The following is a 19,313-nucleotide window of genomic DNA, read 5'->3' on the forward strand; positions in this document are numbered from 1 at the left end:
GCGGCCTATTCAGGGCTCATCCCGCGGCGGGTTCATACGCCTGCCCACAAAAGATCGCCCAATGAAAAAGGGCCGGAGTTAGTCTCCGGCCTTTTTTTATTTTCGGTTTGAATTCAGCCTGCGGCGCGTTCATCTCCGTCAGGGCGGAACCCGATCTCGTCCGAAGCCGCAAACCGACCTCCGCCGGCTTTCTCAATCTTCCCATCGCGCAGCAGTTGCCCGAATGAGCGCAGGCTTTCCTCGCGATTAAAATCGTCCTGCTTGAGAGAACGGATCTTGTTCATCAGTTGCGGGCGCGAGAATTGTTCCTGGCCTTCGATGAACGACAGATAAGATGCCGCAGCTTCCAGCAGGTCCGGCAGAGATTGTGCGCCCTGTTCCTGCGCATAGTGCGCAAAGCCGCTTTCCTCGATCGGAAGACCCAGCGGTTTGGATTTTACACGGCGCGGAGAAATCGGCCCCATTTCATCCTCGTCTTTATTGTCGATGCGCTGTTCAGCAACCAGCTTGAGGGGAGCGGCAGGCTCTGCCTTGGGACGGGCAGTTGTAACATTGCTTTCGGGGCGGCGCGGGCTGATCTGCTGAGCCTGATTACGGTTCAGCGCATCTGCGCGATCAGCATTGGTTGCGGCCACTGCATTGCGCAGACGAGAATATGTCTCGCGCTGAGTGGCAGTCGCGGGATCGTCCATCTGTTCGACCGCCTTTTCCATCAGGCGAGAAACGTCCTCGTCCAGGTTCGGTTCCTCAGGCAGAGGCTCGGACGCACGGGCGGATAACACGGCTTCGACGCTGGCGATTTCGTCAAGCAGAGTTTCCTCGTCTTCTTCGGTCAAATAGCCGGCAACCTCTTCAGGTTCGTCTGCGTCCGCCGAAATGTCTTCTGTCAGGATATTGTCGATTTCGTCGCTCTCGGCTTCGTCCGTCTCGGCACTCAGATCCGAAAACAAAACCTCTTCTGCCTCGACAGTGGTCACATCGTCGGCGATGGGTGCGACATCAATTTCTGGCACGGCGGGGGTCTCTTGGGCCGGGCCTTCGATCTCTGCCTCTTCCGCGACGGGTGAGGGCATGTCCATCTGAGGTTCGGGCTCAAATTCCTGAGCCGCTTCAACCTCAGCATCGGCCGCGGGGGATTCGGCCAGATCTGTGGGGGTCAGAGTTCCGGCCTGAAAGGCAGCCGATACGGCATCAGTTGGGCCGGTTTCGGATTTCATCAGGGGGGAATCTTCATCCTCGGCGTAGATCACCGAGTTTTCTTCGCTATGAGAGACTACCGCCCGGATCCGTTGCAGCTTTGCGGCGATACTATCGGCGGCGGGTTCGGGTCGACCCTCAACCGGCTCGGCCTCTGCGATGGGCGCGGACTGTGAGGGGGCAGCGGTATAGGCCGGAGCACTCGGGGTACTGGGCGGGGTCATGGGCGCGGTAGAAAGGGACGGTGAAGCGGCACGGTCTTGCGCCCGCAGAAGCAATCCGTTTTCGCTCTGGCTGGCTTCGACTTTACGCGTCGCATCTCGCTGAGCGATGCGGGTCAGCATTTCGGCGTCTGGTTGCGGGGGTTCGGACCCAAAATACCTGTCATCCGCTGCAAGGTCGCGGAAGTATTCGGCAATCGACTTCATCGTTTCAAAAGAATCGTCAAATCCTTCCAAAGTGCACGAGAAGGTTCCGTAGGAAACTGTCAAAACCTTGTTATTCTGTACCATCAGACGTACGTCCTCTACAAACTACACGAGCCATCAGCCCGGTCGTGGGCAGAGCTATTGGCTCAGAACTTTGTCCATGAACCTATCATTTTGTGGTCTCAATGTGTCAAAACCCGGAAAAAATGATCAATCTCATGAAAAAGACGCGAATTGTACGTTCGAAAGAGTCAATCACGCTGGTTGGAAGCGGTCAAATTGGCCCTGAAGATTTGGATTTGGCGTTGATTCGCACCAAGTTGGCCGTCGCCGCAGATGGTGGGGCGGCAAGTTTGTTGGAAATTGGGCGCATTCCAGACGCTGTTATCGGTGATTTTGATTCGCTTGATTCGGATCACAAAGATCAGATTCCGCTGGATCGACTGTTTCCAATTAGCGAACAAAATAGCACGGATTTCGACAAAGCCCTGCGCAGTGTCGAGGCGCCGTTGGTGATTGGGGTCGGTTTTCTCGGGGGGCGTCTGGATCACCAGTTAGCAGCACTAAACGTCTTGGTTCGCAGGCAAGATCAGCCCTGTATTCTGATTGGCGAAAGTGAGATTATCTTTCACGCACCCCCCCAAATCTCGGTTTCTATGGCACCTCGAGATGTCGTCTCATTGTTTCCATTACAGCGTGTATCAGGGCAAAGCCGCGGCCTTGAATGGCCAATCGACGGTTTGGTGATGGAGCCGAACGGCGCTGTCGGAACGTCCAACCGCGCATTGGGCTCGGTTGAATTGCGTATGGATGGGCCGGGCCTTTTGGTAATGTTTCCCAGGGCGATGCTGGATCAGGTCATGCAGGCGCTTCTGTCGGGGCCGTCCGGGCGCTGGCCCGCTCACGCAGAATGACATAGAGGCCGGCGGCGATGGTGATGCAGATGCCCAAAGCGGCGACACCGTCGGGCAGGTCGTGAAAGATCAGCCAGCCAAACACCGTGGCGACCGGGATTTCGAGATACTGCATCGGGGCCAATGTTGCAGAGGGTGCATATCGCAGCGACCAGGTCATGAACAGATGAGCGACCGTACCGAGAAGCCCGATTGCAAGCAAAAGCCAGACATCGCCCAAATTCGGAGCAATCAGGGACAGCTCCCAGATTCCGGCGGGTGTTCCCACCAACAGTGCAGGCAGTAGGATGACAGAGGCTATGACGCCCGACACGGCCTGCAGCGCAATGGGATCTGTAGCTTTTGCAATTTGCCGGGTCACGAGCATGAACAGGGCAAACACCACCGCGACGACAAGTGGAAGCAAAGCCGCATATCCGACCTCGGCAAAGCTGGGTTGAATGACAAGCAATGTACCACCAAAGCCCACAAGGCACGCAATCAGGCGTCGCTTGCCGACTTCTTCCTTTAGTACCAGTTTGCCAAGAAGCAACATGATAAACGGCATAACAAAGGCGATGGCCACAGCGTCGGCCAGCGGCAGGTATTGCAGGGCAGAGAACATCGCGGCGATGCCGACGATGTGCAGCAGGGTTCTTATGACAGCCAGGCGAAATATACGCCCCTGCATGCGCCAGGGCCTGCCAGTACAGGCGACCAGCGGAACCAACAACATGGCTTGAATGGCAAACCGGACAAAGACCAGCATTCCAAGCGGCACGGTTTCACCCAGTAATTTGGCGACCGCATCCCCCAAGGGTGCAAGCGCGCAAAAGCCAAGCATCAGCACGATGCCAAAAACGGGACGATCCTGTGTCATGCAGCGACGCTAGCGCTTTGGCTGAACAGGGGAAAGCGAAAGCTAGGTTTCAGGCAAAGGCTGCATCTTGGTGTAGTCCGGGCCGATACAGATCGGTAGCCCGTCATCCATTTGCAACCAGTCCAGCTTTTCCTCATGCGCGACATGCAGTGTTGGCTGCAACTGGTTGGGGTCCTTCAGAAGGGCCACGTAGAGGTGCATTATGCCGGACATGGACGCAGACCGGAATGAGATCGGCGAGCCGCAATCAGGACAAAAGCTGCGTTCTACGCCGGGTGAGGATGCGAATGTCTTTGGTGCCTGGCCCGTCCATTTCAACTGTCCATCGCGGATCCCGAAATAGGCCGTCATCGGGGCCGCGCATTGTCTGCGGCAACTGTGGCAGTGGCAGGTTACACAGGACAGAACAGGCGGGTCCACCTGAAATGAAACTTTACCGCAAAGACAATGGCCATCCATCATGCTTCCCCGCTTTGTTTCAGCAATTCGGCACGTTCACCGCCAAACCGCCCAATGACGTTTCCTTGTATTTTTCATGCATGTCATGCCCTGTCTGACGCATGGTTTCGATGACGGCGTCCAGTGGTACGAAATGGTGACCATCTCCGCGCAGGGCCAAGGAGGCCGCTGATACCGCCTTGATCGCACCCAGCCCGTTGCGTTCGATACAGGGTACTTGAACCAGCCCGGCGACAGGATCACAGGTCATGCCCAGATGATGCTCGAGAGCGATCTCGGCGGCATTTTCCACCTGTTCCGGGGTACCGCCCATAACCGCGCACAGCCCGGCTGCAGCCATGGCTGCGGCGCTGCCGACTTCAGCCTGACACCCGGCCTCGGCGCCCGAGATCGAGGCGTTGTATTTGACCAGCCCGCCAATAGCGGCCGCAGTTAGCATGAAATCTTCGATGTGGTTCTCTGAAGCACCGGGTACATGGTCCAGATAATAGCGCATTACCGCTGGAAGAACCCCGGCAGCACCATTGGTGGGGGCGGTTACCACCTGACCGCCAGCTGCGTTTTCTTCGTTTACGGCCATGGCGTAAACGCTCATCCAGTCGTTGATCGTGTGGGGCGCGTTCAGGTTCATGCCACGCTCGGCCATCAACGCGTCATGGATGCCTTTGGCGCGACGGCGCACGTTCAAACCGCCTGGCAGAATACCGTCAGTGGTCAGACCGCGCTCGATACAGTCATTCATGACCTGCCAGAGGCGCGCAGTGCCTTTGGCAAAACTGTCTGCACAGCCGCGCGCGATCTCGTTGGCGCGCTTCATCTCGGCGATGCTTTTGCCGCTGGTTTTGGCCATGTCCAACATCTCGACCGCCGATTTGAAAGGAAAGGGCACCGGTGCGCCTTCATCTGTTGCCTTGCCTTGGGCCAGTTCTTCCTCGGTCAGAACAAAGCCGCCACCAATCGAGTAATAGACCTGCCGCAGGATCACGTCGCCCTGTGCGTCCGTGGCCATCAGGACCATACCGTTAGCATGGCCCGGCAGATTGTTTTCATAGTCGAAAACCAGATCGGCCTTGGGATCGAACTGCAGCGTGGGCAATCCTTCGGGGGTCACGCTGTGGGTCTCACTTATGCCAGCCAGTGCGGCCTCGGCCCGTTCGTGATCATATGTGTCGGGCACAAATCCGGCCAGGCCCAGGATCGTGGCGCGATCGGTTGCGTGGCCGACACCGGTAAAGGCCAGCGACCCGTGCAACGACCCGCGCAGCCCTGAAAATTCGAACGGAGAGGCGCGCATCATGTCCAAAAACCGCGCGGCAGCAACCATTGGTCCCATCGTATGGGACGAGGACGGGCCAATGCCCACTTTGAACATATCGAAGACAGACAGAAACATATCAGGTAGCAAAGCCTTCCGGTGGGTTAGCATAGGTTGGTGAGGTAAAGGGTGTAACCCCTAAACCCTCGGCCGCGATTGCGGCGCGTGTGGCGGGGCGCGTCTCCAACTGCATCAGCATTCGCTGCAGATGCGGCGTGTCAGCGATCTGAAACCAGCTGCGATCAGCCTTCGCAGGATAGAGCGCCATCCAGCGCAACTGACAGGCCAGATAATAGCTCAGGACCGATGGTATGTCCGGGCTCAGCCAGGGCGGCGCGCTTTTCGCAACTTCGTCAAGCAGGCGCAAGTGCTGGCGCAAACGAGGGCGGATACCGGCGCGCAAAGGATTGACCTGCGCTGCGTCTATATATTTTTCGGCATAAAACAGAATACGCAGATCAGCGTGCAGCGTATTGGAGGCAAAGAACAGCCACTTCAGAAACGCTGCGCGGTTGCTGTCCATGGGAGTAGGGGCCAGCCGACCATGCGTATCCGCCAGCCACAACAAGATAGCAGCGGTTTCGAAGATCGGCCCCTGTGGTGTTTCCAATACCGGGATCAGCCCATTGGGGTTCAGCGCGCGATATTCCGGGCTGTCCTGTGCGCTTTGGCGGCGGTCTACCAGAACCGTTTCATAGGGCAGGCACATCTCTTCCAGCGCCAGCCGGATGACCAGCGAAGCATTGTCCGGGGCATAGTGCAGGCGGTAAGGCGTGTTCATGCGAACTATGTATACCTCACGTATGTTTTCAACAGACCTGATTGCGACGTTTCCCATAGGAAACGCGTAGTTTCGCGACATGTTGGTCTACCGATCCGGACAATTCTCTCTCGCAGTTGTCGTAGGCATTCCGTATAAGTTCCGCAGCAAATTAGGGGGATGCTGAAATGGCCGGTGATCTGTCGCCCATCGACACTGCAAAATACGTCGCAGCACGCCGTGCGGCTGACATGGTGCAGAATGGGATGCGAGTCGGCCTGGGAACCGGATCGACCGCTGCATGGATGGTGCGTCGGTTGGGGGAACGGGTCAGAGAAGAAGGTCTGGCGATCAAGGGTGTTCCGACATCGACCCGGACGGCCCAACTGGCCCGTGAACTGGGCATTGAGGTTGTTTCCCTGGATCAGGCGGGATGGCTGGACATCACTATCGACGGTGCGGACGAATTCGACAGAGAGCTTAATCTGATCAAGGGCGGCGGCGGCGCGCACCTGCAGGAAAAGATCGTAGCCACGGCCAGCGACCAGATGGTGGTCATCGCCGATGCCGGCAAAGAGGTCGAGACTCTGGGTGCCTTCCCATTGCCGGTCGAGGTGATCCCCTTTGGCTGGCAGACCACACGCACCCTGATCGAAGAGGTGCTGGATACCATGGATGTTCTCGGTACCCGCTCGGCGCTTCGCATGAACGGAGAAGCGCCGTTTGTCACGGATGAAGGCAATCACGTGCTGGACCTGCATTTGCAACGGATCGGAAACCCAAGGCAGATGGCGCTGGTGCTGAACCAGGTACCCGGCGTGGTCGAGAACGGGTTGTTCATCGACATTTGCGACAAGGTCGTGATCGGTTATGGAGATGGCCGGGTCGAACTGCGCGACATCAACGAGGGAACGGTGGAACTGGACGAGTTGTTCGATGGCGGCAAAGACAACCTGTTCACGGATTTGGCGGATTAGCGCGTGTCGGCGATAGAATTCTATGAAAGTTCCACAGCTTGGAAGAAGCGGCTGTTTTACAGAGTGGTTTTCGCCGGGTTTTTCTTTGGCGTTTTTATCTTATTGCTTCCTACCGTGCTGCGGTATGAACGGTCGAACTATGTGCTGATGACTTATATGATCTTTTCCATAGGCGCGATCATCAGCATATCTCTTGTCCTGAGATCAGATCGTAAACTGATCACGCTCGACGACAAAGCGATTGGTTTCAGATTGGGATATGTCGTTCACGGGATTTTTCAACAAGAGTCTGCATGGGCCGGTGTTGCGTGGAAGGATATCCGCTATTTCGATTTCCCTTCGGATGGAAAGTTGAACCCCAAAGACGCATTGTACATCAGCTACAATGACGACAAAGGTCGGGTTCGGAACTTTATTCTACCAATTGCTGGTTTGAGGCGGTCCGATCTCGAGGCGTTTGTGAAATCGCTACGTCGTTTCTGGCCGGACATTGACCGCCAATGGCAGGAGAAGCTTGCCGATCGCAAACAAGAGATTGCAACTCTTGACGTAAACCATATTTGAAGGTTGCGGAGATTCATCCCAATCAGAGAGGGTACGGGACCTACTATGAGCTTTGACTATGATCTTTTCGTCATCGGAGGCGGCTCGGGCGGGGTCCGGGCGGCGCGTGTGGCGGCTGGCGAAAACGGGGCCAAAGTGGCGTTGGCGGAAGAGGATCGCTATGGCGGGACCTGCGTGATCCGCGGATGTGTCCCCAAAAAGCTGATGGTTTTTGCCAGCGAATTCTCTGGCATGGTCGAAGATGCGCAGGCCTATGGCTGGGACGTCAAACCCGGTGCATTTGACTGGGATATCTTCCGCGGCAAACTCCATGCCGAGCTGGACCGGCTGGAAGGCATCTATCGCAACATCCTGAAAAACAACGGCGTCGAAAGCTTTGATCAGCGTGCACACGTGGTGGAAGCACATACCGTCGAGCTGGCCGATGGCACCCGCATGACGGCCAAGCATATTCTGGTCGCCACAGGCGGACGCCCTGTTGTGCCCGAGTTTCCGGGTTCGGACCTGGCGATCACCTCGAACGAGATTTTCCATCTGGAAAAACTGCCCGAAAGCATCCTGATCGTTGGTGGCGGTTATATCGCCAGCGAGTTTGCAGGAATCATGAACGGCATGGGCGTGAAAACCACCCAGTTCTACCGCGGTGCGCAAATCCTTCGGGGTTTTGACGAAGAAGCGCGCGGTCTGATCAGCGAAGAGATGTGCCAGAACGGGATTGATCTGCATCTGGGCACCAATGTGCTTGAGATGGCCAAAGACGGTGACAAGATTCGCGTAAAGGCCACCAATGGCACGGAACAGCTGTTTGACGTGGTCATGTATGCCACTGGTCGCGCGCCCAATGCCGACAATCTGGGGCTTGAGGCGATCGGTGTTGAACGCGGCCGCAAGGGTGAGATCATCGTGGATGATTACAGCCAGACCGGCGTGCCCTCGATCTATGCGGTTGGCGACGTGACGGATCGGGTAAACCTGACTCCGGTAGCGATCCGCGAGGGGATGGCTTTTGTCGAAACCGTATTCAAAGGCAACCCGACACCTGTGGATCACGACCTGATTCCAACTGCGATTTTCACGCAGCCGGAATTCGGCACGGTGGGGTTGAGCGAAGAAGACGCTGCAGCCCAAGAGCCGGTCGAGATCTATGCAACCTCGTTCAAGCCGATGCAAAAGGCATTCGCAGGTGGCACGCAGCGGGTTTTGATGAAACTGATCGTCTCTCAGGCCACGCGTAAGGTACTGGGCTGTCACATTGTGGCACCGGGCGCCGGAGAGATGATTCAACTGGCTGGCATTGCCGTCAAAATGGGCGCAACCAAGGAAGATTTCGACCGCACCGTTGCAGTTCATCCGGTCATGGCGGAAGAACTGGTAACAATGCGTCATCCTGTGCGTACGGCTTGATTTGCAACCGCGCGCACACAAGTTACAAGGGAACCCGTGATCACACGGTTCAACACAAGGGAATAGATAAAAATGGCGGGCAACAGCGGCGGCCCCTGGGGGGGCGGAGGCTCTTCTGGCGGCGGAGGAAATCGGGGTGATAACGGGGACGGGCGCAAGCCCCCTGAAAACGAGGGCCCGCAGATCCCCGAGATCGACGAGCTGATGAAAAAAGGCCAGGAACAGCTGCGCGTCTTGATGGGCGGCGGCGGCGGTCGTGGCACCAATGGTTCTGGTGGCGGCGGCGGTGGTCCTATCTTTACTAAAGGGACCGTTGCGATTGGTCTGTTGGTTGCACTAGGTCTGTGGATCTTCGCGAGTGCGTATCGTGTTCAGAACTTTGAAAAGTCGGTGGAACTATTCTTTGGAGAATTCTACGCTGTTCGATCAGATGGTCTGAATTTTGCACCTTGGCCGTTTGTAACGGCGGAAGTCGTGGCCGTTACCAGCGAGCGGACCGAGGATATGGGCGGCGCGCGCAGCAGCGACGATGGTCTGATGCTGACTGGCGACGAGAACGTGGTCGATATCGACTACCAGGTTGTCTGGAACATCAACGATCCGGCCAAATATCTGTTCAACCTGCGCGACCCGGGTCAAACAATCCGTGCGGTATCGGAATCGGCAATGCGCGAGATTATTGCACAAAGCGAACTTGCCCCGATCCTGAACCGAGATCGCGGTGTGATTGCCGACCGTCTGCAGGAACTGATCCAGTCGACGATGGACAGCTATGATTCCGGCGTGAACATCGTACGTGTGAACTTTGACAAGGCTGACCCGCCGCAGGACGTGATCGCGTCCTTCCGCGATGTTCAGGCGGCTGCGCAGGAACGTGACCGCTTGCAGAACGTTGCTGATGCATATGCAAACCGTGTCCTCGCCGAAGCTCGTGGTGAAGCTGCGCAAGTTGTCGAACAGGCCGAAGGATATCGCGCCCAACAGATCAACAGCGCCCAAGGTGAGGCCAGCCGCTTTAGCGCGGTTCTCGAGGAATACTCGAAAGCGCCGGATGTAACGCGCAAGCGTCTGTATCTGGAGCGGATGGAGCAGATTCTGGGTGACGTTGACAAGATCATTCTGGATGAAAACTCGACCGGTCAGGGACAGGGCATCGTGCCATATCTGCCGCTGAACGAACTGCGCCGCAATCAATCAGGGGAGAGCAACTAATGCGTAAATCACCCATTATCCTCATCCTTGTGGTGATCCTTGGCGTCGCTGGGCTGTCTTCGATCTTTATCGTTGATGAACGCGAGCGTGCGCTGGTTCTGCAATTCGGCCGTGTGGTCGCGGTGAAAGAAGATCCTGGTCTGGCCTTCAAGATCCCTGTTTTTCAGGAAGTTGTCCGGTATGACGACCGTATCCTGTCCATCGACGTGCAGCCACTTGAAGTCACTCCCTTGGATGATCGCCGTCTGGTGGTCGATGCTTTCGCCCGCTACCGGATTTCGGATCTTGAGCAGTTTCGTCAGGCAGTTGGCGGTGGTGGTATTCCGGTAGCTGAGAATCGGCTGGACAGCATTCTACGTGCTGAAACCCGCGAAGTTCTGGGCTCAGTTTCATCCCGTGACATCCTGAGCTCGGACCGGGCTGCGCTGATGCTGCGTATTCGCAATAGTGCGATTGCCGAGGCACGTGCGCTGGGTGTGACCGTCATTGACGTGCGTCTGAAAGCGACCGATCTGCCGCAGGCCAACCTCGAAGCGACGTTCGACCGGATGAAGGCCGAGCGGGAGCGCGAAGCAACGGACGAACGTGCCCGTGGTAATGAGGCGGCACAGCGCGTACGTGCCCAGGCCGACAGGACCGTTGTCGAACTGGTGTCGGATGCGCGGCGCGAGGCTGAGATCATTCGCGGTGAGGCTGACGCCGAACGCAATGCGATCTTTGCCGAAGCTTACGGAGCGGACCCTGAATTCTTTGAATTCTATCGTTCGCTGACCGCCTATCAGAATGCTTTGCAGGGCGGTAACAGCTCGATGGTATTGAGCCCGGATTCCGAGTTCTTCAACTATCTCAAATCACCCACCGGCCGGGGCCAATCGGCGGGGCAGGCGTCTGAATAATGGGTATGATCCTTCTGGCCTTTGGGCTGGTGTTGATTGTTGAGGGGCTGGCCTATGCGCTGGCCCCTTCGCTTATTGAACGTATGCTAGAGGCGTTGCGGTCTATGCCAGAGCAGGCACGTCGGCTTGCAGGATTGTTATGTATGGTGGGAGGTCTCGTGTTGCTATGGGGTGCATATCAGGTCGGGTTTTGAACAACGGCTACACTTCATGGTGATTTCCCCGCGATCCTCAGTTGCGGGCAAGGACAAACCAGCTACATTGGATATCAAGAAGGGCCGCCTGCGGGCGATCCAGATAGTGTTGACGACAAGGAGTTCCCACGTGCAGTCACAAGCGCGCAGTATATCCGTCCGGCGGGGCGACGTTGTTGGTTTCATGCGGTTGATGTGGCTGGCCTTTGCCGGGATGCTGCTTGTATTGGCGCAGTCAGTGGCCGCCCAGGCGCGGGGCGAAAGCCTGGCTCCGCTGGCCGATAAGATCAGCCCAGCGGTGGTCAACATCACCACTTCGACACTGATCGAGGGCCAGACCGGCCCACAGGGGATCGTTCCCGAAGGCTCTCCGTTCGAAGATTTCTTTCGCGAGTTTCAAGACCGTAACGGGGATGAAGATAACCGCCCCCGCCGCAGCAATTCGCTGGGCTCGGGGTTTGTGATATCCGAGGATGGTTTCATCGTTACTAACAACCACGTTATTGCCGAGGCTGATGAGATACTGGTCGAATTCTTCCCGGGCGACGGTCAACCGAAGAAAGAACTGCCTGCGAAAGTGATCGGAACAGATGAAAAAACCGATATCGCGCTTTTGAAGGTCGAAGCCACCGGGCCGCTGAAATACGTCAAGTTTGGTGATAGTGACATTGCGCGCGTTGGCGACTGGGTGATTGCGATGGGCAATCCCCTGGGGCAAGGGTTTTCGGTTTCGGCGGGGATCGTCTCGGCGCGGAACCGCGCGCTCAGCGGATCTTATGACGACTATATCCAGACCGATGCTGCGATTAACCGGGGGAACTCGGGCGGGCCGCTGTTCAATATGGATGGCGAGGTGATTGGCGTGAATACGGCGATCCTGTCGCCGAATGGTGGTTCGATCGGGATTGGCTTCTCGATGGCCTCGAATGTGGTGGTCAAGGTTGTCGACCAACTGCGCGAGTTCGGAGAGACCCGCCGCGGTTGGCTGGGTGTCCGCATTCAGGATGTGACCGAGGATATGGCCGATGCGATGGGCCTGGACAAGCCGGGTGGCGCGCTGATCAGCGATGTACCCGAGGGCCCGGCCAAAGAGGCAGGCCTGTTGGCGGGCGATGTGATCCTCAGCTTTGATGGTGTCGAGGTCGATGACACCCGTGGATTGGTACGTCAGGTTGGTGAGACAACGGTTGGCAAGTCGGTCCGTGTGGTGGTGCATCGGGATGGCAGCACGCAGACAGTGCTTGTGACTCTGGGCCGCCGCGAAGATGCCGAGCGGGCCGAAAGCGAAGAGGGTGAGGCCGAAGAAGCCCCGGTTGAGGAAAATGCCGATATTCTGGGGCTGACGATATCGCCCGTGACTGAAGCCCTGCGTGCTGATCTGGGGCTGGAGCCGGATACCGAGGGGCTGGTTGTGACCGAAGTGGACGAGGCGTCAGAAGCCTATGCCAAGGGTTTGCGCGCCGGTGATCTGATCACCGAGGCTGGCCAGCAGAAGGTCACTGCGATTTCTGATCTCGAGGACCGAATGGAAGAAGCCCGCACTGCCGGGCGGAAGTCACTGCTGCTTTTGGTGCGGCGCGGTGGAGATCCACGCTTTGTCGCGCTGAGCCTTGAAGAGTGATCTCTTAGGTTGAACAAACAGAAAGGCCAGGGCACCTGCTCTGGCCTTTTTTCTGTGCTGAAAAAAGATGAGCCACACGCCGGGGAAGGCGTATGGCTCTGGTACAGGGAGAGGTCAGTGGACAGATATCGGGGATGATTCTCTGACCTCCTACGGTAACAGTTCCTAACGTAATCTTAATGCGATCCGTCGTATGTGAAGCAGGTCACAACAGGTCAAATGAGGTCGGAATCCGCCAGTTCCCGCAGCGCCTCAAAATCATGGATCATCAGGCCGCCCCGCGAAGCTTCGACAACCTTGTCGCGTTTCCAGGTTGAAATTGTCTTTGAGACAGCTTCGCGCGTGGCACCAACGAATTCGGCCAGCTCGCTTTGGGACAGGGTAATGCGAGTGGTTGGATCGTCTTGAAGGTTGGACAGATGCAGCAGTTTGCGCGCAAGCCGGATAGGCATCGGCAAAAAGACCTGTTCATTCAGTTGCGACCCCATCCACCGCATGCGCAAACCGGCCAGTCGGATCATATCCACCGCAAGGTCAGGATGTTGGCGGATCTGGTTCATGACATCGGACCTACGCACACGCAGCACCCGAGAGGCCTCGGCCGCGGCCACGGTTGCGGTGCGGGGGCCATTGTCGAACAAGCCGATTTCACCAAAGACCTCGCCAGGCTTCATCAATGTCAACGAGAGTTTTCGACCGCTCATCGCCAAGAAGGACACCTCTAGCGTGCCGGCAAGAATGGCATAGAGGGCATCCCCTTCATCCCCTTGTTCGAAAAGGATATCACCAGGTTCGAGAGAAATCTCTGTCGCCTGTGCCGAGAGCATTGATCTCAGCCGGTCTGAAGCTTCGGATAGAAAGCCACTATTTGGGAAAGCCGTCATTTGGTGTGGTGCTCCGGCGGGAAAAGGTGAGTGGTGACACAACTTTTCATAGCCCAAGCGTTTAGCCAAGGATTTTGTTAGGTTTTATGGCCTCCCGCGCTTCACGGAAAAGTCATCCGAAGGGCGGTTGAGGATTTAGCCGTCATTGATGATCGGGATCATCCATATAGCTTTGCAACAGGCTGAACTGCAGCATCAGGAACGCCATCAGGGCAATGGGAAATCCGAAGGTTTCAATCTTGACCCACAGGTCAGTCGACATCGTGCGCCACACGAATTCATTTGCGACGGCCAGAACAGCAAAACACGCACACAGACGACGGGTCAGGATCATCCAGCCTTCGTGTTTCATGGGCAGCATCTCGTCCAGAACATAGGCAAGATAGGATTTCTTTTGCAGCAGCCCGATCCCCAGGATCAGAGCAAACAGGCCATAAACAAGCGTGGTTTTCATCTTGAAGAACCGCTCGTCATTGAACCAGGCGGTCAGGCCGCCGAAGAAAATGACCATGAAAGCTGTAAATATCTGCATCCGGCTTAGCTTGCCGGTCAGGTACCACAAGATGCCCATTGCCCCCAGCATCAGCGGCACAAAAATGATCGTGGCAATGATAAAGCCGGAATACTCGATGCCGCCGATCATAAAGCTGTCATCGCGCAAGCGCAGGTAGATGAAGAAAAAGGCCAGCGGAGGACCCAGTTCCAGCACCTGTTTCAGAAATGGATTTATGTCGGTCTTGCCTGTCATGTCTTTTGTCCTGCTGCTTACCCGCCCATTTCAACTATTACGGCGCCGAGTGCAATCAATGCCATCAGCGCGATCCGCCTTGGGCCGACGGTTTCTTTCAGAACCAGCCAGCCGATCAGGGCGGCAAAGACGGTGGAGGTTTCCCGCAGAACGGCGGCTTCGCCGACCTTGTCCAACCGCGTGGCCAGCATGATGGCTCCGAAAGATAGAGGGGCGATGATCCCGCCGGCGATGCCGCGCAGCGCCAAGGGTCCCAAGGCCGGGCGATGGGCCATCGCGCGCCAGCGAAAGAACGCATAGATCGGCATCGTCGCCCCGTCGATCATGAAGAACCAGGCCAGAAAGGTGAACGGATCGGCCGTCGCACGAATGCCATAGGCGTCATAGGTGGTATATAACGCCACAAACAGGCCGGTTGCGAGGGCCAAGGCTAGGGCGATCCCAAGCGTTTCGCGGTTGGTTTCAAGAAACCGCAAATTATAGGCCGCCAGCCCGAATATCCCCGCTAGCAAGACCGCGACGCCAAACCATTGGGTGGCAGAGAAGGTCTCGCCAAACAAAAGATAGGCGCCGAAAACGGTGAACAGCGGCCCGGTGCCGCGCACAACAGGATAGACCACTGTATAAGAGCCTTTGGTATAGGCCATTGCCTGCAGTATCTTGTAAGCGATGTGGATCAGCCAGACGGTGGCGAAGATTGGCCACATATAGGGTTCGGGCCAGGGCACTAAAAAAAACGCGAAAGGTGCAGCCAGAAGACAGTAGCTGGCGTCTATGGCCCCGCGAGACAGCCACGGGTCGTGACGGCCCTTTTGTAATGCTCCGAACACCGCGTGCAAGAAGGCGGCCATCAGCGCGAGCCCAAGGGCAAGGTCATGGCCCTTGGGCGTGCCTTCCAGAGAGATGAGCCAGTCGCTCAAGACATCGACCTTTCGCGGGTGGAGAGGGTGGGGAGCTGTCTGCCCCCCACACCCCCGAAGATATTTTTAGCCAGTTGAAGTTCGGATCAGCGTTGATCGAGGCCGGTTAGAGCAGCGGCGAATTCATCGGGATCGAAAGGGGCGAGATCGTCGATCTGTTCTCCGACGCCTATTGCGTGAATGGGCAGGCCGAACTTGTCGGCCAGTGCCACCAGCACGCCGCCTTTTGCGGTGCCGTCCAGCTTGGTCATCACCAGGCCGGAGACATCGGCCAGTTTCTGAAAGGTATCGACCTGATTGAGTGCATTCTGACCGGTGGTGGCGTCCAAAACCAAAAGGGTATTGTGCGGTGCGGTTTCGTCGACTTTGCGGATCACCCGGACGATCTTGGCCAATTCCTCCATCAGGTCGGCACGATTTTGCAGACGACCGGCGGTGTCGATCATCAACAGATCGGCGCCATCCTCTTGTGCGCGGGTCAACGCATCGAAGGCCAGGGAGGCGGGGTCCGAGCCTTCGGGGGCTGTCAGGACCGGAACGCCTGCGCGGTCGCCCCAGACCTGCAGCTGTTCTACGGCGGCTGCGCGGAAGGTGTCTCCAGCTGCGATCACTACGTTCTTGCCGGCCGCCCTGAACTGGCTTGCTAGTTTGCCGATCGTGGTGGTCTTGCCCGATCCGTTGACGCCAACGACCAGTACCACCTGTGGGCGTTTGGAATAGAGCGGCATGGGCTTTGCAACGGGTTCCATAACCCGGGCGACTTCCTGCGCCAGAAGCTGCTTGATCTCTTGTGTCGAAAGTTTGCGGCCATAACGGCCCTCGGCCATATTGGCGGTGACGCGCAGCGCTGTGTCCACACCCATGTCGGATGCAATCAACAGCTCTTCAAGCTGTTCCAGCATGTCGTCATCCAGCGTGCGGCGAACTGTTGTCTCGGTCTCGGCGCGCCCGAAAAGCCGCCCGAGCATGGATTTCGACGGCGCAGACTCGGCTGTAGTGGACACCGGTTTGGCAATTGCCTGTTCCGGTGCCATGTCCGGTTGCGCGACTTCGGGTCCCGGTTCGGAATGCGGCGCTGGCGCTGGCGGGATTGAATCAGGTGCAGTTGTTTCCTCGCCCCCATCTTCAACGATGGCATCCAACCCTTGTTCAAGGCGGGATGAGGATTTGAACAGCTTGTCCTTGAGCTTTGAGAATAGCGCCATTTTTGGTCTCCGCAGGTGTTCCTCTCACCTAATGCGGAATTGCAGCAGTTGCAAAGGTTCAGAGGAAGGCGATCAGAAGACCGGCTTGCGCCCCCCAATACAATACCCAAACCAGATAGGAGGTGAAACGGCGGCTGGGATGGTCCACTGGCAAAAGAAACTTCTCAGTCGCCAGGATCAGGTCGGACGAGATAAAGGACAAAGCCGCAGGTAAAGCCCAACGCAGCGCGCCTGTTTCGGGCAGGGCCAGGACCGTGATGCCCATGCCCAGAATGATCGGAATATACCCGAAAACGGGCCATTTCAGATCTCCGGCACGCGGCGGTAATAGGGTGACAACGACAATACCGAGGAGGATCAAAGACCAGAAGTATCCGGGCTTCTCCAGAATAAGCGCGGCGTCGCTGGCCGGATGGGACAAGAACAGCCCGATATAGGCCAGATGACCAGTTGCAAAGGCACCGATCCCGGCCATGAAGGTGGCATCACTTTCCCGGGACAGAAGGGCGTCCCCCAGCGCACAGAATGCCAGCGCAAGGATCAATAGAAATGGAGCGCCACTTTGGGCGGCAATGACCGCCAGAACTGCGACGGATAGGGTCTTTAGGATTGACCGAACAGCGCCAGCGCCACGCGAGGTCAATGGCAGGTAAGCCAGAGCGCAAGCTGTCGCAATCAGAAAGAGAGCATTGTTCATAGAGTTATCTCCGCAGCATGTACTGAACACTTTCGCAGCGCATAACCGCAAAACTCAATCGGTGACGTGAAGGCACCCGGTTGGAATGAAAAGGGAATTGGCCTAGCGGCCTGCCATCTGACAGAATGAACCCATGCTGAAACGAATTGCGATTCTGTTGTCAATGGCTGCCCCGGCGGTTTGTGCTGACACATCTCTATCCGGCGCCGAATTTGACCGCTATACGCTGGGAAAAACCCTGTTCTATGGCTTTGAAGGCAGGATCTATGGGGTCGAGCGTTATCTGCCGGATCGCCGCGTGATTTGGTCTTTTCTGGATGGGAACTGCAAAGAAGGGCTCTGGTACGAGCAAGAAGGACAGATCTGTTTCGTCTATGAAGACCGGCATGACCCGCAATGTTGGGTATTCACCGAATCTGGCGGCGGTCTGATCGCTCAGTTCGAGGGAAATCCTGAGATGACCGAACTATATGAGAAAGAAGACACAGACGCCGAGATGGTCTGTTACGGTCCCGAAGTCGGTGTCTAGCCTGTGCAGGGGTCAGAACAACGACCCCTGATCCGGCGCATCCTTCTTCGGCGGTTTTTTCGAAGTTGACGGTGACGTGGTAGACGGGCCGGTCTTCAATTCGCCATCTGCAAATTCAATGTCAAAGGATTGGTGTTTTGCCGCCTGTTTTCGGGTTGTCAGTACCTGTCCTTCGGCGCGTACGACCGCATATCCACGTTGCAGCGTTGCCTTGTAGCTGAGCGTTTCACGCAGCCGGTCTGCGGTTTCCAGGGATTGACGCATCCGGTCCAGACGCGCGGCTTGCGCTGTACTCAAGCGTTCGGCTAGGCGGTTGATGTTTTGCCGTTGGCTGTCGATTTCGCGCTGGATCGGCCGGACAGACAGGCGCGACGAAAGGCTGCGCAGCGTTTCCTGTCGGGTTCCGACCAGTGAGCGTAATGTCGACGGGCGCAGATGGGCGGACAACTCCACTACTTGCAAACGGCGGTTTTGCACGCCGCGCTCAAGTGCTGGTGTCAGTCGGTCCGCAATTAAATCAAGGCGTTGTCGCGGGTTGTTCAACAAGCTATCCGGGCGTGGTAATGCGCGGGATAAATCCCGCAACCGTTGCGACCGTCTTTGCACAGCGTCCGTGGCTGCACGGGACAGGCGGGCGCCTTGCTCTCCGGTCCAGGCCAGAAGTTCCATGCGGACAGGCACCGCAAGTTCGGCTGCGGCTGTGGGGGTTGGGGCCCTGCGGTCCGACACAAAATCAATCAGGGTCGTGTCGGTCTCGTGCCCAACGGCCGAGATCACCGGGATCTCTGATGCCGCCGTAGCGCGGGCCACGATCTCTTCGTTGAACCCCCAGAGGTCCTCGATTGACCCGCCACCACGGGCGACGATGATCAGGTCCGGTCGTGGCAGCGCACCGCCAGGAGTCAGTTGGTTGAAACCAGTAATCGCGTTCGCCACCTCAGGCGCGCAATTCGAACCTTGCACGGCGACAGGCCAGATCAACACTTTGCGCGGAAACCGGTCACGCAACCGGTGCAGGATATCGCGGATCACCGCGCCCGAGGGTGAAGTCACTACGCCGATGATCTGAGGAAGATAGGGCAGAGGCTTTTTACGCTCGGGTGCGAACAGGCCCTCGGATTCCAACTGTTTCTTTCGCTTTTCAAGCAGGGCCATCAGGGCACCCTGTCCGGCCACCGAAACCTCATCCACGTTCAGATTGTATTTGGACTGCGCTCCAAAAGCGGTCAGACGGCCTGTGACGACCACTTCCAGACCTTCCTCGGGAACCACGGACAGGGCAGCAACCTGGCCTTTCCAAGTGGTGCAGGCCAGTACGTTCTTGTCGTCCTTGATGTCATAGTACAGATGACCAGATCTGGCTTTGAACACGCGACCGACTTCACCCCGAACACGGATTCGGCCGAAACTGCCTTCCAGCGTCCGCTTCACCTCGCCCGAGATGTCGGAAACAGTGTATTCTGGGGTATTTTGGCCGGGAATGGGGTCGTCAAGTAGGTCGGACATTTCAGCGCCTTGTGTCAAATGCTC

General features: G+C 57.2%; 20 protein-coding genes. 9 read left to right on the forward strand and 11 right to left on the reverse strand.

From position 1 onward, the window contains the following. Window positions 1-113: 113 nt before the first annotated feature. Window positions 114-1,709, reverse strand: coding sequence for a hypothetical protein (locus AC2FIM_RS00270; protein ID WP_271946328.1), 1,596 nt, complete (start codon window positions 1,707-1,709; stop codon window positions 114-116). A 134-nt stretch (window positions 1,710-1,843) separates the two neighbouring features. Between AC2FIM_RS00270 and AC2FIM_RS00275 the strand changes: the two genes are divergently transcribed. Then, complete coding sequence (locus tag AC2FIM_RS00275) at window positions 1,844-2,539, forward strand: thiamine diphosphokinase (protein ID WP_281972311.1); 696 nt, start codon at window positions 1,844-1,846, stop codon at window positions 2,537-2,539. Here the strand turns inward: AC2FIM_RS00275 and AC2FIM_RS00280 are convergent. From AC2FIM_RS00280 to AC2FIM_RS00295, 4 genes are read right to left on the reverse strand one after another with little or no spacing between them, the layout of a single operon-like run. Next, window positions 2,484-3,398, reverse strand: coding sequence for a DMT family transporter (locus AC2FIM_RS00280; protein ID WP_271946334.1), 915 nt, complete (start codon window positions 3,396-3,398; stop codon window positions 2,484-2,486). The two genes, AC2FIM_RS00275 and AC2FIM_RS00280, sit on opposite strands and share 56 nt — an antisense overlap. A 42-nt stretch (window positions 3,399-3,440) precedes the next feature. Then, window positions 3,441-3,860, reverse strand: coding sequence for a GFA family protein (locus AC2FIM_RS00285; RefSeq protein WP_334223297.1), 420 nt, complete (start codon window positions 3,858-3,860; stop codon window positions 3,441-3,443). Window positions 3,861-3,876: 16 nt separating this feature from the next. Further along, a complete protein-coding gene (locus tag AC2FIM_RS00290) occupies window positions 3,877-5,250 on the reverse strand; it encodes an L-serine ammonia-lyase (protein ID WP_496678195.1) in 1,374 nt (457 codons plus the stop codon). A gap of 1 nt (window position 5,251) precedes the next feature. Beyond that, window positions 5,252-5,953 (reverse strand): glutathione S-transferase family protein, encoded by a 702-nt coding sequence (locus AC2FIM_RS00295; protein ID WP_496678192.1) that lies wholly within the window; start codon window positions 5,951-5,953, stop codon window positions 5,252-5,254. A 167-nt stretch (window positions 5,954-6,120) separates the two neighbouring features. Here AC2FIM_RS00295 and rpiA point away from each other — a divergent pair, with 167 nt between their 5' ends. The 7 genes from rpiA (at window position 6,121) to AC2FIM_RS00330 (ending at window position 12,800) form a co-directional block, all read left to right on the forward strand. Next, entirely contained in the window at window positions 6,121-6,909 is a 789-nt protein-coding gene (rpiA, locus tag AC2FIM_RS00300) for a ribose-5-phosphate isomerase RpiA (RefSeq protein ID WP_271946345.1), read from the forward strand. A 3-nt stretch (window positions 6,910-6,912) separates the two neighbouring features. Continuing rightward, window positions 6,913-7,473 (forward strand): hypothetical protein, encoded by a 561-nt coding sequence (locus tag AC2FIM_RS00305; RefSeq protein WP_496731679.1) that lies wholly within the window; start codon window positions 6,913-6,915, stop codon window positions 7,471-7,473. Between the two features lie 45 nt (window positions 7,474-7,518). Beyond that, window positions 7,519-8,877 carry a glutathione-disulfide reductase gene (gene gor / locus AC2FIM_RS00310; protein ID WP_496678188.1) on the forward strand — a complete coding sequence of 453 codons (1,359 nt, stop codon included), beginning with the start codon at window positions 7,519-7,521 and terminating at the stop codon, window positions 8,875-8,877. A 72-nt stretch (window positions 8,878-8,949) separates the two neighbouring features. Further along, a complete protein-coding gene (hflK, locus tag AC2FIM_RS00315; protein ID WP_496678186.1) occupies window positions 8,950-10,089 on the forward strand; it encodes an FtsH protease activity modulator HflK in 1,140 nt (379 codons plus the stop codon). After that, complete coding sequence (hflC, locus tag AC2FIM_RS00320; RefSeq protein WP_496678183.1) at window positions 10,089-10,985, forward strand: protease modulator HflC; 897 nt, start codon at window positions 10,089-10,091, stop codon at window positions 10,983-10,985. The genes hflK and hflC overlap by 1 nt, the downstream gene beginning before the upstream one ends. After that, window positions 10,985-11,179, forward strand: coding sequence for a DUF2065 domain-containing protein (locus AC2FIM_RS00325; RefSeq protein ID WP_142634568.1), 195 nt, complete (start codon window positions 10,985-10,987; stop codon window positions 11,177-11,179). The genes hflC and AC2FIM_RS00325 overlap by 1 nt, the downstream gene beginning before the upstream one ends. A 130-nt stretch (window positions 11,180-11,309) precedes the next feature. Next, window positions 11,310-12,800: a Do family serine endopeptidase gene (locus AC2FIM_RS00330; protein WP_496678180.1), complete on the forward strand. Its 1,491-nt coding sequence runs from the start codon at window positions 11,310-11,312 to the stop codon at window positions 12,798-12,800. Between the two features lie 215 nt (window positions 12,801-13,015). Here AC2FIM_RS00330 and AC2FIM_RS00335 read toward each other — a convergent pair whose 3' ends face one another. The 5 genes from AC2FIM_RS00335 to AC2FIM_RS00355 all read right to left on the reverse strand — a co-directional run bounded on the left by AC2FIM_RS00335 (window position 13,016) and on the right by AC2FIM_RS00355 (window position 17,254). Next, window positions 13,016-13,684, reverse strand: coding sequence for a Crp/Fnr family transcriptional regulator (locus AC2FIM_RS00335; protein WP_142634564.1), 669 nt, complete (start codon window positions 13,682-13,684; stop codon window positions 13,016-13,018). Between the two features lie 142 nt (window positions 13,685-13,826). After that, window positions 13,827-14,432 (reverse strand): inner membrane-spanning protein YciB, encoded by a 606-nt coding sequence (locus AC2FIM_RS00340; RefSeq protein WP_142634562.1) that lies wholly within the window; start codon window positions 14,430-14,432, stop codon window positions 13,827-13,829. A 17-nt stretch (window positions 14,433-14,449) separates the two neighbouring features. Next, window positions 14,450-15,352, reverse strand: coding sequence for an EamA family transporter (locus tag AC2FIM_RS00345; RefSeq protein WP_496678178.1), 903 nt, complete (start codon window positions 15,350-15,352; stop codon window positions 14,450-14,452). 86 nt (window positions 15,353-15,438) lie between these two features. Next, window positions 15,439-16,557: a signal recognition particle-docking protein FtsY gene (gene ftsY / locus AC2FIM_RS00350; RefSeq protein WP_271946363.1), complete on the reverse strand. Its 1,119-nt coding sequence runs from the start codon at window positions 16,555-16,557 to the stop codon at window positions 15,439-15,441. Window positions 16,558-16,615: 58 nt separating this feature from the next. Beyond that, entirely contained in the window at window positions 16,616-17,254 is a 639-nt protein-coding gene (locus AC2FIM_RS00355; RefSeq protein ID WP_271946366.1) for a lysoplasmalogenase family protein, read from the reverse strand. A gap of 133 nt (window positions 17,255-17,387) precedes the next feature. Between AC2FIM_RS00355 and AC2FIM_RS00360 the strand changes: the two genes are divergently transcribed. Next, on the forward strand, window positions 17,388-17,783 hold the full coding sequence (locus AC2FIM_RS00360; protein WP_271946369.1) for a hypothetical protein: 396 nt from the start codon (window positions 17,388-17,390) through the stop codon (window positions 17,781-17,783). 12 nt (window positions 17,784-17,795) lie between these two features. Here the strand turns inward: AC2FIM_RS00360 and xseA are convergent, their stop codons facing one another. After that, entirely contained in the window at window positions 17,796-19,289 is a 1,494-nt protein-coding gene (gene xseA, locus AC2FIM_RS00365; RefSeq protein WP_271946371.1) for an exodeoxyribonuclease VII large subunit, read from the reverse strand. Window positions 19,290-19,313 lie beyond the last annotated feature (24 nt).

Source organism: Ruegeria sp. CDSC052 (assembly GCF_059610685.1).

Coding starts and splice junctions, on each gene's coding strand:
- hflC (WP_496678183.1), top strand. CDS start 10,089: ATGCGTAAATCACCCATTATCCTCATCCTTGTGGTGATCCTTGGCGTC.
- xseA (WP_271946371.1), bottom strand. CDS start 19,289: ATGTCCGACCTACTTGACGACCCCATTCCCGGCCAAAATACCCCAGAA.
- AC2FIM_RS00355 (WP_271946366.1), bottom strand. CDS start 17,254: ATGAACAATGCTCTCTTTCTGATTGCGACAGCTTGCGCTCTGGCTTAC.
- AC2FIM_RS00275 (WP_281972311.1), top strand. CDS start 1,844: ATGAAAAAGACGCGAATTGTACGTTCGAAAGAGTCAATCACGCTGGTT.
- AC2FIM_RS00360 (WP_271946369.1), top strand. CDS start 17,388: ATGCTGAAACGAATTGCGATTCTGTTGTCAATGGCTGCCCCGGCGGTT.
- gor (WP_496678188.1), top strand. CDS start 7,519: ATGAGCTTTGACTATGATCTTTTCGTCATCGGAGGCGGCTCGGGCGGG.
- AC2FIM_RS00270 (WP_271946328.1), bottom strand. CDS start 1,709: ATGGTACAGAATAACAAGGTTTTGACAGTTTCCTACGGAACCTTCTCG.
- rpiA (WP_271946345.1), top strand. CDS start 6,121: ATGGCCGGTGATCTGTCGCCCATCGACACTGCAAAATACGTCGCAGCA.
- AC2FIM_RS00295 (WP_496678192.1), bottom strand. CDS start 5,953: ATGAACACGCCTTACCGCCTGCACTATGCCCCGGACAATGCTTCGCTG.
- ftsY (WP_271946363.1), bottom strand. CDS start 16,557: ATGGCGCTATTCTCAAAGCTCAAGGACAAGCTGTTCAAATCCTCATCC.
- hflK (WP_496678186.1), top strand. CDS start 8,950: ATGGCGGGCAACAGCGGCGGCCCCTGGGGGGGCGGAGGCTCTTCTGGC.
- AC2FIM_RS00290 (WP_496678195.1), bottom strand. CDS start 5,250: ATGTTTCTGTCTGTCTTCGATATGTTCAAAGTGGGCATTGGCCCGTCC.
- AC2FIM_RS00340 (WP_142634562.1), bottom strand. CDS start 14,432: ATGACAGGCAAGACCGACATAAATCCATTTCTGAAACAGGTGCTGGAA.
- AC2FIM_RS00285 (WP_334223297.1), bottom strand. CDS start 3,860: ATGATGGATGGCCATTGTCTTTGCGGTAAAGTTTCATTTCAGGTGGAC.
- AC2FIM_RS00335 (WP_142634564.1), bottom strand. CDS start 13,684: ATGACGGCTTTCCCAAATAGTGGCTTTCTATCCGAAGCTTCAGACCGG.
- AC2FIM_RS00280 (WP_271946334.1), bottom strand. CDS start 3,398: ATGACACAGGATCGTCCCGTTTTTGGCATCGTGCTGATGCTTGGCTTT.
- AC2FIM_RS00325 (WP_142634568.1), top strand. CDS start 10,985: ATGGGTATGATCCTTCTGGCCTTTGGGCTGGTGTTGATTGTTGAGGGG.